11 protein-coding genes are annotated in these 12,707 nt (G+C 62.7%); 1 reads left to right on the forward strand and 10 read right to left on the reverse strand.

The features are described 5' to 3' along the window. Positions 1–29: 29 nt before the first annotated feature. From AACQ43_RS03595 to AACQ43_RS03635, 9 genes are all read right to left on the reverse strand, one after another. Positions 30–2,009 carry a flagellar hook-length control protein FliK gene (locus AACQ43_RS03595; RefSeq protein ID WP_168965983.1) on the reverse strand — a complete coding sequence of 660 codons (1,980 nt, stop codon included), beginning with the start codon at positions 2,007–2,009 and terminating at the stop codon, positions 30–32. Positions 2,010–2,100: 91 nt separating this feature from the next. Then, positions 2,101–2,541, reverse strand: coding sequence for a flagellar export protein FliJ (fliJ, locus tag AACQ43_RS03600; protein WP_011705276.1), 441 nt, complete (start codon positions 2,539–2,541; stop codon positions 2,101–2,103). Positions 2,542–2,567: 26 nt separating this feature from the next. After that, positions 2,568–3,899 (reverse strand): flagellar protein export ATPase FliI, encoded by a 1,332-nt coding sequence (gene fliI, locus AACQ43_RS03605; RefSeq protein WP_011705275.1) that lies wholly within the window; start codon positions 3,897–3,899, stop codon positions 2,568–2,570. A gap of 72 nt (positions 3,900–3,971) precedes the next feature. Next, positions 3,972–4,778: a flagellar assembly protein FliH gene (fliH, locus tag AACQ43_RS03610; RefSeq protein WP_017409947.1), complete on the reverse strand. Its 807-nt coding sequence runs from the start codon at positions 4,776–4,778 to the stop codon at positions 3,972–3,974. A 64-nt stretch (positions 4,779–4,842) separates the two neighbouring features. Then, on the reverse strand, positions 4,843–5,904 hold the full coding sequence (gene fliG / locus AACQ43_RS03615) for a flagellar motor switch protein FliG (protein WP_011705273.1): 1,062 nt from the start codon (positions 5,902–5,904) through the stop codon (positions 4,843–4,845). Next, complete coding sequence (gene fliF, locus AACQ43_RS03620) at positions 5,897–7,609, reverse strand: flagellar basal-body MS-ring/collar protein FliF (protein ID WP_168965985.1); 1,713 nt, start codon at positions 7,607–7,609, stop codon at positions 5,897–5,899. Before fliF ends, fliG begins: the two co-directional genes overlap by 8 nt. A 57-nt stretch (positions 7,610–7,666) precedes the next feature. Beyond that, positions 7,667–7,984: a flagellar hook-basal body complex protein FliE gene (gene fliE, locus AACQ43_RS03625; protein WP_011705271.1), complete on the reverse strand. Its 318-nt coding sequence runs from the start codon at positions 7,982–7,984 to the stop codon at positions 7,667–7,669. Positions 7,985–8,185: 201 nt separating this feature from the next. After that, positions 8,186–8,962, reverse strand: coding sequence for a beta cell expansion factor BefA (gene befA / locus AACQ43_RS03630; protein ID WP_011705270.1), 777 nt, complete (start codon positions 8,960–8,962; stop codon positions 8,186–8,188). 226 nt (positions 8,963–9,188) lie between these two features. Next, the gene (locus AACQ43_RS03635; RefSeq protein WP_168965987.1) at positions 9,189–10,280 is read right to left on the reverse strand and encodes an HD domain-containing phosphohydrolase; all 1,092 of its coding nucleotides are present in this window, start codon (positions 10,278–10,280) and stop codon (positions 9,189–9,191) included. 270 nt (positions 10,281–10,550) lie between these two features. On the opposite strand from AACQ43_RS03635, the gene rimO reads away from it, so the two are divergent. Next, on the forward strand, positions 10,551–11,879 hold the full coding sequence (gene rimO, locus AACQ43_RS03640; protein ID WP_011705268.1) for a 30S ribosomal protein S12 methylthiotransferase RimO: 1,329 nt from the start codon (positions 10,551–10,553) through the stop codon (positions 11,877–11,879). A 100-nt stretch (positions 11,880–11,979) separates the two neighbouring features. Here rimO and AACQ43_RS03645 read toward each other — a convergent pair whose 3' ends face one another. Beyond that, complete coding sequence (locus tag AACQ43_RS03645; RefSeq protein ID WP_076361217.1) at positions 11,980–12,474, reverse strand: GNAT family N-acetyltransferase; 495 nt, start codon at positions 12,472–12,474, stop codon at positions 11,980–11,982. Between the last annotated feature and the right edge of the window lie 233 nt (positions 12,475–12,707).

The following is a 12,707-nucleotide window of genomic DNA, read 5'->3' on the forward strand; positions in this document are numbered from 1 at the left end:
TCGATATCATAAACTTACTCGGGCTGGCATCAAGCATAGAAATCAATTCCGCTGTCGTTTGTCGATTCCGTCGACAAACGCATGCCGGCACCCGTGACCTCTGCCTCAGTTTGGCCTGTTTCGGCAAAAGATCCGCTGCCTTTTTGGCCTTGCTGGCCCTGACCGGCAAACGCCGACTGGCCCTGTGACTGCTGCTGCGGCTGTTGTTGCACCAGGGTCTGACCCAGCTGGATGCCCTGTCCAGCCAGCATATCACGCAGCCGGGGCATGGCCTGCTCCAGCATTTCCCGAGTCTGGCCGTGCTGCACCACGAAATGGACGTTGGCCTGGCTGTCTGCCCCCATCTGTATCTGGATCTTCATCTTGCCAAGGCCGAGGGGATCGAGCTGGATCTCCGCCTGCTGCAGCTTGTCCGCCAGCATCAGGTTGACCTTCTGGTGCAACTGGGCCGGCGCCTCCGGATCGGCCAACTTGAGGTGGGGCAGGTTGGCGGGCTCGCGCCGCGCGGCCGCTTCGGTGGCCGCCGGCCGATTGTCATGACCCACCGCCTGGGGCTGGCTGTTCTGCTGGACCTGCTGGCTGCGGCTGCTCTCCGGGGGGGTGGTCGTCTCACTGCTCTCCTGGGCACCGCCGCGAGCCAGCTCTGCCACCTTCTGCTGCACGTCGACTTTCACCTCGCTGCGAGCCCTGGGTGCGTCGCTGCGCTCGGTGGCTTCCATCTGCTTGAGCCCGGCTGACAGGCTGGCCAGGGACGCTTGCGGGCCCTGCGGCTCGCTGCTGGCGAGCACCTGTTGCGGCGCCACCAACACGGGTTCGCTGGCGGGAGCGGTGGCCGGCGCCGGTGCGCCGCTGCTGGCGGCATTAGCAGGCTGGCCCTCGGCCTTGGCGGCCACCGGCTTGGACTGCCCATCCCCCTCGGCGGCGGTCTGCGTCGGCGCCTTGTCAGCAGCGGCGCTGTTCGACCCGCTATCGGTGCGGGTTATCCCCTCTTCAAACGCTCTGGCGGCGCCGGGCTGAGTGGCCACGGCCTGGTGGGTGGCCTGCAGCGGAGCGGTTTTTACCGGCTCTTCCTTGCCCGCCATGGGCGGCACCACAGGCTTGGCCCCCTTGTCGGCGCCCTCCAGCTGGATCTTAGTGTCATTCTCGCCCTGTTCGCTTAACGCTGCGGCGGGCACCTTGCTCAGCAAAGCCGCCCGCTCGGCAGCGGAGAGCTCGCTTTTGCTCCCCTTGGTCTCTTTGCCACTGTTATCGGCCTGTTGGTCGGCATTGGCGCCGCTCTTCTTGCCGCTTCCCTCTTTTCCGGTTTCTTGCAGCTGAGCCGTCAGGGCGACGTCATCCGTCATGGCGGCATCCGGCTGCGCGGCCTTCGCATCAACCGGCACACTGGTTTCTCCCGTGAGCAAGCTGGCAGCCTGGCGGGCCAGCGCGGCGGCACTGGTCGTCGCCCCCTGTTTGTCGCTGCGGCCGGCAAGCGGCTGGGTGAGAGTGGCCGAAGCCTCGGCCGACTCGGCGTCCGCGCCCTTCTGCGGCAACATCTTGCCGTCCGTCTCAACGACGGGAGCAGTGGCGACCAGATTGATGGCCGTCGGGGCGACCAGGGAGGTGTCCTGTTTGAGGGCATCCTGCAGACGCTGCAAGAAATCGTTGGGGGTGAGAGCGGGGTCGGGCTCACTCCCCTTCTGTGGTTTGTCGTCGGCGCTACCGGCCTCTTCGGCCTCATTCGCCAAAGATTTGGCAGCCTCACTCTTGGCGGTCGGCACCGGCTTGTTGCTCTCCGATGCACCAGCACTCCCCTGCTCGGCGCCGGGCCGGGCCGGGGCCTTGCCATCGGCTTTAGCATTAACCTTGTCAGCCTGCTGCACCCGGTTCATCACCTCGGAAAAGCCGGCCTTGCCGTCGCTCTGCAACGCCCCTTCACCGCCATCCTGGCTCGCCGTCAGCACAGCGCTCTTGTCGGCAGCGGCAGCTGTCGGCGCGGCGGGGGAATTGGTTAACAGTGTCTGCATCATGGTGAAGATTCCTGGCGACATTCGGCTTCGGGTTTATCCTCAGCTCCCCGGGGGAAGTGAGGCGCACACGGGATGGCAAGAAGAAAGCAAGTTACAGGCCAGAATGGTGGAAACGGCGCAGCATGGCGTACTCGTCCAGCATCTTCTGCTCCTGGCGCTGGGCTTTCTGCTGCTCGCGGCCCGCCTGCTTGGCCAGCAGCAACTCCACCGCCTTGCGCCGCTGCTGCGCGGCCAGCCACTCCTCGCGACGCAGTTCCAGCGCCTGGCGTACCTGCAACACCCCTTCGTACTGCTGGGTGGCGGCCTGCTCGAGCTTGTTGATGAAGGCATGATACTGGCTGTTCTGCTGGGCACCTATGCCCTGCAGGCCACGGTCGGTCCACTGCTGGTGGTAGATCTGGCGGTACTGGTTGAGCGCGTCCTGCTGCTCCATGAAGATTTTCAAATCCTGCTGGGCCTTGGCCAGCGCCAGCGCCGCCTGCTGTTCGGCCTCCACCAGCCGCTCCGACAACATTACCAAGCCTTTACTCATGGGCACGCCTCCCTTTTATCTTCTCGTCAACGCATCAGCGGCATGGCCACCAGCTGCAGGGCCTGCAGGCCCGCATCGTAGTGAATGACCTCGCGCATGCCCTGCTGCAAGAACTGATCCAGATAGGGTTTCTGGATGATGGCGCGGTCGATGCGGGGGTCGGAGCCCTGGCTATAGGCACCGATGGTGATGAGATCGCGGTTCTGCTGGTAGAGGGAGTAGAACTGCTTGAGGGTGCGCGCCAGCTCCATGTGTTCAGGCGAAGTCACCATGGGCATCACCCGGCTGATGGACTTTTCGATGTCGATGGCCGGGTAGTGGCCCGCATCGGCCAGCTCCCGCGACAACACGATGTGGCCGTCGAGGATGGCCCGCGCCGCGTCGGCAATGGGGTCCTGCAGGTCGTCCCCTTCCGTCAGCACCGTGAAGAATGCCGTGATCGAGCCCTGGCCGTCGCTGCCGTTGCCGGCCCGCTCCACCAGTGCCGGCAATTTGGCGAACACCGAGGGCGGATAGCCCTTGGTGGCCGGCGGTTCGCCCACTGCCAGGGCGATCTCGCGCTGGGCCTGGGCGTAACGGGTGAGCGAGTCCATCAGCAGCAGCACGTTGAGCCCCTGATCGCGGAAATACTCGGCGATGGCGAGCGCCGTCTCACACCCCTTGAGCCGCATCAGCGGCGAGGCATCGGCCGGCGCCGCCACCACCACGGAGCGGGCACGCCCCTCCTCCCCCAGGATCTCCTCGATGAACTCCTTCACCTCGCGGCCCCGTTCGCCGATGAGCCCCACCACCACCACGTCGGCCACCGAGCCACGGGTCATCATGCCGAGCAACACGGATTTACCGACGCCGGAGCCGGCGAACAGCCCCATCCGCTGGCCCTGCCCCACGGTCAGCACGGCGTTGATGGCGCGCACCCCCACGTCCATCGGTTGATGGATCGGGCGGCGGGAGAGCGGGTTGATGCGGTGCTGGGCAAACTGCACCGTCTGGGAAGAGAGGATGGGGCCGAGCCCGTCCAGCGGCTGGCCGATGCCGTCGATGACCCGCCCCAGCAGGTTCATGCCGACCGGAATGCCGTGCTCCTCGGTGATGGGCACCACCCGGGCGCCCGGAATGACCCCCTTGAGCTGTTCGCTTGGCATCAGAAACAGCCGATCACCGGAGAAACCCACTACTTCGGCCTCCAGCGAGCCGTCCTGGGTATCGATGCGACAGAGCGCTCCGATGGCGGCACGGCAGCCGATGGCTTCGAGGGTCAGCCCCACCACCCGGGTCAGCTTGCCGGCCACCGGCGGTTTGGGGGCGATATCGCGTACCCGATACCCTTGCAAGCGATTGAGTAACGAGCCGCTCATCCGGCCTCCTGAGATATGACGTTGAATGGCTAGAGAAAGCAGACGGGCCGCACCCTGGCGGCCCGCACGCCCTTAGCCGCGGGCATCCTGCGATGCATTGTCGCGCAGAAAGTTGCGCAGCAGCTGATCGATACGCCCCGCAAGGGTCAGATCGATGCTGGAGAGTTCGGTGGCCAGTTGCAGATCGCCGGGGGAGAGGGTGGGATCGCTTTGCAGCCGCCAGTGGCGCTTGGCGCACTCCTCGGCGCCGAACGCCTGCTCGACCCGGGCCAGATCGTCCGGGTGCAGCATCAGGGTTACCCCCAGTTCGGCAGCCGGCAACAGCGCCAGCCCCTGCTTGAGCGCTTCGAGCAACAGCCGGGGCGAGGTTTCGGCCTCGTGACGGATGAGCGCACGGGCCAACTGCATCACCAGGGCGATGAGCTGCTGCTCCACCGCACCGTCCAGCTCCTTGAGCGGGTTGGCAAGGCGATCGATGAGCCCCTGCCAGTGGCTCATCTGCTGATCCACCAGCTCGCGGCCGAGGGCCAGCCCCTCCTCCTTGCCCTGCTCCAGCCCGGCGGCATGACCCTGCTGCAGGCCTTCCAGCTTGCCCTCTTCGAGCCCCTTGGCGTAACCGGCTTCACGCCCCTCGGCCATTCCCTCTTCCCAGGCGGCCTGGCGAATTGCTTCGAGCTCCTCGGCAGTGATACTGGGGGCCGGCTCCTCCACCGGCTCTTCGACCGGGACCTCTTCTTCCTGCCGATACCAGTCCGGCGTCAGCCCGAGGGCATTGGTCTCGACTTCGGCCTCGACCTCCATCTCGGGCCAGCCCCAGGTCTGGACCTGGCTCTCATCCCCGTCGGGTCTGACATAACCGCGCAGCTTGTTGTTGTTCATCTGCCTGCCGCACTCCTCGCCATAATGCTGCCCGGTCTGCTATTCACGCCGACGTAGCCACTCATCACAGGAACTCCTCGCCGCCACCGGCACCCAGCATGATCTCGCCGGCATCCGCCAGGCGGCGGGCGATGGAGAGGATCTCTTTCTGGGCTGCTTCCACTTCGGAGACCCGGATCGGCCCCATGGCCTCCAGATCGTCCGCCAGCATCTCGGCGGCCCGCTTGGACATGTTCTTGAATACCTTCTCGCGCATCTGATCGTCGGAGCCCTTGAGCGCCCGTTGCAGCAGATCCCCCGGCACTTCCCGCAACATGGTCTGGATGCCGCGATCGTCCACATCGATGAGGTTTTCGAACACGAACATCAAATCCTGGATCTGCTGACTCATCTCCTCGTCCGACTCGCGGATGGAGTCCATCAGCTGGCCTTCGATGTTGGTGTCGAGGTAGTTCATGATGTTGGCTGCCGCCTTCAGGCCGCCCATCTTGGCTGCCTGGGCACCCGCCGCACCGGCGAACTGTTTCTCCATGATGTCGTTGAGCTCTTGCAGCGCCGCCGGTTGCACCTCTTCCAGGTTGGCGATACGCATCACCAGATCGAGGCGTACCTGTTCCGGGAACTGGCTCAGGATCTCGGCCGACTGTTCCGGCTCCAGGTAGGAGAGGACGATGGTCTGGATCTGCGGGTGTTCGTTCTGGATGATGCTGGCCACCTGGCGGGCATCCATCCATTTGAGCGAGTCGAGGCCGCGGGCACCTGAACCCAGGATGATCTGGTCCACCAGGTTGCTCGCCTTGTCTTCGCCAAGGGCCGCCACCAGCGCCTTGCGCACGAAGTCTTCGCTGCCGATACCAATGTTGGTGTACTTCTGGATGTCGTCGATGAATTGACGGTGGACCGCCGCCACCCGGTCGTGACTGAAATCCGACATGGAGGCCATCGACATGCCGAGCCGCTGCACCTGCTTGGGCTCGAGATGGCGGAAGATCTGGGCGGCATCCTCTTCGTTGAGGCTCAGCATCAATACCGCCGCCATCTCCATCCCGCTCATCTGATCCAGGATCTGGCGCTGACTGTCGGTGATGTCATTGCCGGTAACCTGTGTCTTGTTTTCGTCAGCCATCTTTGTTCGCTACCCATTCTTTAATGACCTGTGCGGCCAGATCCGGTTCGTTCGCTACCAGCGCACGTACCGCCTTGAGCAAGTCCTCATCACGGTGCAGATCCGGCAGTTTCAGATGGCCGTCACGTACCCCGAACACCGGCTCGGATTCAGCCTGAGCCGCCAGCAGACTGAGCTCGTCATCCCCACCCAAGACGGTGTGGTTGTCGAAGTCCAGTTCCCCTTCCGGCTTGGCATCCGGATAGAGCAGGCGCTTGAGCATGGGCCGCACCACGGTGACGATCAACACTATGATGACCAGCACGGAGGCGGCGATGCGCACCGCACGCCAGAACCAGGGCTGCTCGTAGAGCGGCGCTTCTGCCACGCTTTCAAGCTCGGGCCGGTTGAACGGGATGGCGACCACCTCCAGAGTATCACCACGGGTCACATCAAAGCCAAGGCCACCGCTCAGCAGACGGCGCAGGGTATCGAGTTCGGGCTGGGTACGGGGCTCGCGGGTCACCTTGCCATCGGCAGCGGTAGACGCCTTGTAATCCACCGCCACCGAGACGGTCATGCGGCGAATGCCACCCATCTGGCGCCGGATATGGCTGACGGTGGTATCCAGTTCAAAGTTGCGGGTCGCCTCCTTGCGGGAGCGGCCGGAAGAAGACGCAGTTGTTTCGGCATTGGGGCCGGTCGCCTGCTGCGGAATGTTGGAGGCGGCAGGCGGCTGGTTGGAGAGGGCGCCGGGCACGCCACCGTTGCTGCCGTTGGCGCTGTTCTCTTCCATGGTCATTTCGGAGCGCACCGCCGGCAAGTCCGGGTTGTAGGTCTTGCGGGTCTGTTCCTGCTGGGAGAAGTCGAGGGAGAGATCGACCTCCGCCGTATAATTGTCGGCGCCGAGCACCGGGATCAGGATGGCGTCAATTTTTTGTTTGTATTCCAGCTCCTGCTTCTGCTGCATCGCAAACTCCTTGCGAGTCTGGGCAGAGACGGGATCCTGGGAGCCCGAGTTGAGCAGGCGGCCGTTCTGGTCGGTCACGGTGACGCGGGTCGGCTCCAGACCGTGTACCGCGGAGGCGACCATGTCGACGATGGAGTCCACTTCCCCCTGGCCGAGGGCATTGCCCTTGAGGCTCAGCACCACAGTCGCGCTCGGTTTGCGTTCGTTGCGGGCAAACACGTTGTCTTTCGGGATGGCCAGCAGCACCTGGGCCTTGGCCACGTTCTGGAACTGCTCGATGGCGCTGGCCAGCTGGCGCTCGCGGCTCAGCTTGAGGCGCTCGCTCTCCATCCGCTGGCTGACGCCGAAGCTGGAGTCCTTGAGCAGGATGTCTTCCCCGTCACTGGTGATATCGGTGGCGTTGGCCAGGCCGGCACGGGTCAGCGCCAACCGGATGCTGGAGTAGTTCTCGGCACTGACCAGCACGCTCTTGCCATCCACCTGGTAGGGGATCTTCTGCTGATCGAGATAGTCGAGGGTCTTGACCAGCTCCTGGGTGGTGTAGGTGCCCAAGGGCCGCATGTCCGGCTCCTTGCCCCACAGCAGGATGAAAACGGCGATCGCCAGACAGATGGCCAACCCAAGGATCAGGGTGATCTGACGCAGCACATCCGTGTTGGACAGAAAGCCGAGTGCTGAACTCTTCTGCTCATTCTCATCGAGGGCGGCACTGCCCTCATCGTTCATCAGCAGTTCGCCATTTTGGTCATTAGCCACGATTTATGTCCTTATTGCTGACATGTTCATGATGTTCAGTTGCCATGGTGAGCGCGCTTATACCGGCATGTTCATGATGGTCTTGTAGGCATCGACCATCTTGTTGCGTACCTGCACCGTCGCCTCGAAGGCGATGGAGGATTTCTGGCCGGCGATCATCACCTGGGACAAGTCGACCGAGTTGTCGCCCATGTCGAAACGGGTACGCAGATCGTTGGCGGCCCCCTGCAACTCGTTAACGTTGCCAAGGGCCTGTTGCAGCAACTGGCCAAAGTCGGACGTGACCTGACGGCCGGGCTGGGTCAGCGGCGTGGCGCCGGCTTCGACCTTGAGTGCCTGCATCTCTTGCATCAGGCTGCTTGCACTAATTTCCATATTCCATCCCCAGACAAATCATTGACGCTGTCAGGGTGTAAGCAATTAGGGTGCCAACAAGTAGAAAACCACAAGGCAAGCGGGATGAGGGTGGATAAGCAGCCCGTAACAGGTGATGCGAGAGCAGATTATTTGCCAAGTGACGGCCTTCCCGTCAGCCAGCAAGATGCGGGCCGACGGAAAAGGCCGGAAAGCGGGTGACTAGCGGGTCAGATCCTTGTCCACCCAATATTTTGAGCCAGAGATGTTGGCATCCAGCAGCAAGCCTTTCTCGCCGATCTGGTAGATGGCCATGCCACCGTTGTATTTGGCGCTGAGCTCGGCGCTCTCCTTGCCCGCCACGGCCCCCATCTCGGAGGTGGCCTCCCAGCCTTGGCTCACGAAAGCATCGAACCTGGCCTTGTCTTCAAACAAGATCACCTGCTGGTAAAACTTGCCACCGAGCCCGGCCGCGAGCCCGGCACCGAACATCTTCATGTAGGTGTGCTTGCCGCTGGTGCGATTGACCGCCACCCCGGCCCCCTGGTTGGTGTGCAGCATCAGGGAGAACTTGCGCGAGTCGAACACCGCATAGCCATAAGCCTTGTCAAACAACAGCTTGGCCGAGGGTTGCTGGTTGAATAGCCGCACCAGGGCGGTGTCGGCCATGGTATCGAGGGCAAGCCGTGCCTCGTCGGCCGTCTTGGGCTCGAGCATCTCGTCGAGCTTCTTGTCGGCTACCGTCAGCCACTCCTTGCCGGTCGCCACGCTCTTGTCGGTCCAGGCGCCGGCGGTGTTGAACGCCTCCGAGCCCCACTGGGAAACCGATGCCCAGGTCGCCTTGGAGAAGTCGGTGACGCTCTGCCACGCCTCCTTGCTGGTGTCGCTCACCGCGCTGCCGAGCTCGCTCGCGGCCGCCTTCACCTTGGCCCAGTCAGCCAGGCTGGGAGCCGACGCCAGCGCCATGGTCGTTGCTATCACCAGGAATCGAATCTTCATGCTGTGCTCCACCCTTTGTGATGAGTTGATGGTCACAGTAGCAGATCTGGCCAGAGCCGGATAAGCCCAAAGGCATGAGGCGGGTCAATCAGTGACGCTCGTCATGATGGGATCCATCCCATTGACGGCCTCGATGGGGCAAAGCCCGCCGCCGCTCTCACGCTATCTCGCGTAGAGCCGCAACAGGGCAGAGCGGGAGTGCGAAAGTAATGACACGGCCCGCCGCCTAGCTTGCTGCGGGCTCTCGGTATTGCTGATGGATGGCGCGAAACGCCTCCTTGTTGCACAGCGCCGCCGCGACGCAGGCGGGGTCGAACTGGTTGCCGGCGTGGGTTTCGAGGTAGGCAAAAGCAGCTTCAAACGTCCAGGCCTGTTTGTAGGGCCGCTCGCTGGTGAGCGCATCGAACACGTCGGCCACCGCGACGATGCGGGCCTCCAGCGGGATCGCCTCCCCCGCCAATCCTTCCGGATACCCCTGCCCATCGAAGCGCTCGTGGTGATAGGCGATGATGTTCTTGAGCATGTCGGTGTGATGGATGCCGTCGAGGCCAAACTCGCTGATCATCAGGGCGATCATCTCCCGCCCTTTGAGCGGGTGGATCTTCATCACCCCGTATTCCTCTGGCGTCAGTTTGCCGGGTTTGAGCAAGATGGCGTCGGGCACCGCAATCTTGCCGATGTCGTGCAGCTCGGAGAAGAGATAGATGAACTCCACCTCCTCGTCGCTCAAGGGATAACGGGTGGCCACGGCGCGGGCGATGAGCCGCGAATAGGCCGACATCCGGTGCAGGTGATTGGCGGTCTCTTCATCCCGGTAGCGGCTGAACTCCCGCGCCGTGGTAAGCGCGCCGCTCAGGGTCTGAATCGAGAAAAATTCCACCGCGATGATGGCCGCCAGGATCTGGGCGTATGCCGCCAGTTCGCCGCGGATGGCGGGGTCGAAGTAGCCAGGCTCCCTGGCATCGCAAAACAGAAAACCGAACAGTTTGCTGTTGAACAACAGCGGCTCGGTGTAGCTGGATTCATAACCGGCCGCCAGCAGCTTGCGGCTGTGCTCGGAGGGGGAGCCCAGCAGCGAATCCAGCGTGTCGAGCACCCTTGCTTGCCGGTGTTCGGCCAGATAGCGCAGAGAGGGGACGTCGCTCAGCTTGACCTCGTACTGCACCAGCGGGGAACTTCCCTCGGTGCTGTGGGCAAAGGTTTTGAGCCTGTCCGTGTGCTGGTCATAAATTGCGATGGCCACCCGGCTCAACTTGTCAAACCGCTGCCTGAGCGTAGCGTGCACGTTCTGCATTCTCTCGCCAAATGAGCTGTCCATCCCGTCTTTCCTTCCAGTCTGCCTGCAGGGAGTATAGTGACCCCCGTCTTCCCGCTCTCGCAAAATTGAGTTGAAACTCAACAGCCAGCGAACTGACGGAGCAAGGGTGCCGTCATCGGCCCGTATCGGCTCAAAACGGGCCTGCCTTGGCACAATCCTGCCTCGCCGGAGATATTGTTCGATTCCGCCGTGCCGGCTGTATAGTTTTTGGTTAGCCATTCCGGTAAAATCCGCGCCCTAAAACTAGAGCCACCTAAGAGTGATTGAGCGATGTCCAACACAAAACAGGCCCCCAAAGTAGGATTCGTCTCCTTGGGTTGCCCCAAAAATCTGGTCGATTCCGAGCGCATCCTGACCCAGCTGCGTACCGAAGGGTACGACGTGGTGCCCAGCTATGACGATGCGGAAGTGGTGGTGGTCAACACCTGCGGCTTCATCGACAGCGCGGTACAGGAGTCCCTGGAAGCCATTGGCGAGGCCCTGGCCGAGAACGGCAAGGTGATCGTCACCGGCTGCCTCGGTGCCAAAGAGAACCAGATCCGCGAGATCCACCCCAAGGTGCTCGAGATCACCGGTCCCCACGCCTATGAAGAGGTGCTGGGCCACGTCCACAAATACGTCGAGAAGCCGACCCACAACCCCTTCACCAGCCTGGTGCCGGCTCAGGGCGTCAAGCTGACCCCCCGTCACTACGCCTATCTGAAGATTTCCGAAGGCTGCAATCACCGCTGCACCTTCTGCATCATCCCCTCCATGCGCGGGGATCTGGTGAGCCGTCCCATCGGCGAAGTGCTGGCCGAGGCCAAGCGCCTGAAAGAGGCCGGTGTAAAAGAGATCCTGGTGATCTCCCAGGACACCTCCGCCTACGGTGTCGACGTCAAGCACCGCACCGGTTTCTACGACGGCATGCCGGTCAAAACCAGCATGGTGGCCCTGTGCGAAGAGCTGGCCAAGCTCGGCATGTGGGTGCGCCTGCACTACGTCTACCCGTACCCGCACGTGGATGACGTCATCCCGCTGATGCGCGACGGCAAGGTACTGCCCTACCTCGACATCCCGCTGCAACACGCCAGCCCGCGCATCCTCAAGCTGATGAAGCGCCCGGGCACGGTCGAGCGCACCCTGGAGCGGATCCAGAAGTGGCGCGAGATCTGCCCCGAGATCACCCTGCGCTCCACCTTCATCGTCGGCTTCCCCGGCGAAACCGAAGAAGAGTTCCAGATGCTGCTGGACTTCATCGACAAGGCGGAGCTGGATCGGGTCGGCTGCTTCAAATACAGCCCGGTCGAAGGTGCCAAGGCCAACGAGCTGCCGGATCCGGTACCGGAAGAGGTGCAGGAAGAGCGCTTCCAGCGCTTCATGGAGCTGCAACAGCAGGTTTCCATCCGCAAGCTCGCCCGCAAGGTCGGCAAGGAGATGCTGGTGCTGATCGACGAGGTGGACGAAGAGGGTGCCACCGGCCGCTCCGCCGCCGATGCCCCCGAAATCGACGGTCTGGTCTACCTGAACGGTGAAACCGGCCTCAAGCCCGGCGACATGGTCAAGGTCCGCATCGATGAAGCGGACGAGTACGACCTGTGGGCCAGTCTCATCGACTGACCCGCGACAAGCGCCAACAAAAAAGCCAGTCAGTGACCCTGACTGGCTTTTTTATTGATTGCGCGAACTGACTATACAGGCAGAACAGCAGTATCAAGCATCACTGGACCACCTTTTCTGACGAGGACGGGACGCCGGTATCAGCCACCATCACCAGCACATGAAGGCCTTTATAATGGACCTCCTCAAGGGCCTTGAAACCATGACGGCAATAAACGCCACCGGTCAGGTTCTCGGTTTGCAAGTACAGCTTGCTGATCCCCGCCCTGCGAGCACGGCTTAGGATCTCTGTTACCAGCAAGGAGGCGACCCCCTGCCCGCGCGCTTGTTCAACCACATAGACCCCACCCAACCAATGCTCGTACTCGGGAAACATCGCCATTTCGCGGATCTTCAGCTCGGCAGCCCCTACCCACTCACCGGCCTGGCGGGCCAGTACCATCAGCGGAGCTCGATCAACCTGGGTAGCCGCCATGACCTTGGCCAGCACCTGGTCTTGAGTACAACGACCACTGTCGCGGCACCACTCGTCAAAATACCATGCGGCAACCACGCCTGCGGCAGAGGGCGCATCCGCCAGTAACAACAACTCCATAAAATCCTCTTTTGCGTATGACCCCTGACTGGCTGGGGAAGGATGAACAGGGCGAGATAACGCCTCGAGTCAGGCTTGCGAGCGACGGCCTTGCGGTTCATCGCCTGGGCCCGCTCACCAAAACCAGGTTACCGAATGGATATCATAACCAGCCGGGGAGTGGAAGCTGGCCATGCCGGGAAAGACAAGTGCTGGCAGAATGCTGGCGCTGGTTGTGCGAGGGAGCCAGGAGG

This window comes from Aeromonas sp. DNRA1 (assembly GCF_963888745.1).
Lineage (GTDB): Bacteria > Pseudomonadota > Gammaproteobacteria > Enterobacterales > Aeromonadaceae > Aeromonas > Aeromonas hydrophila.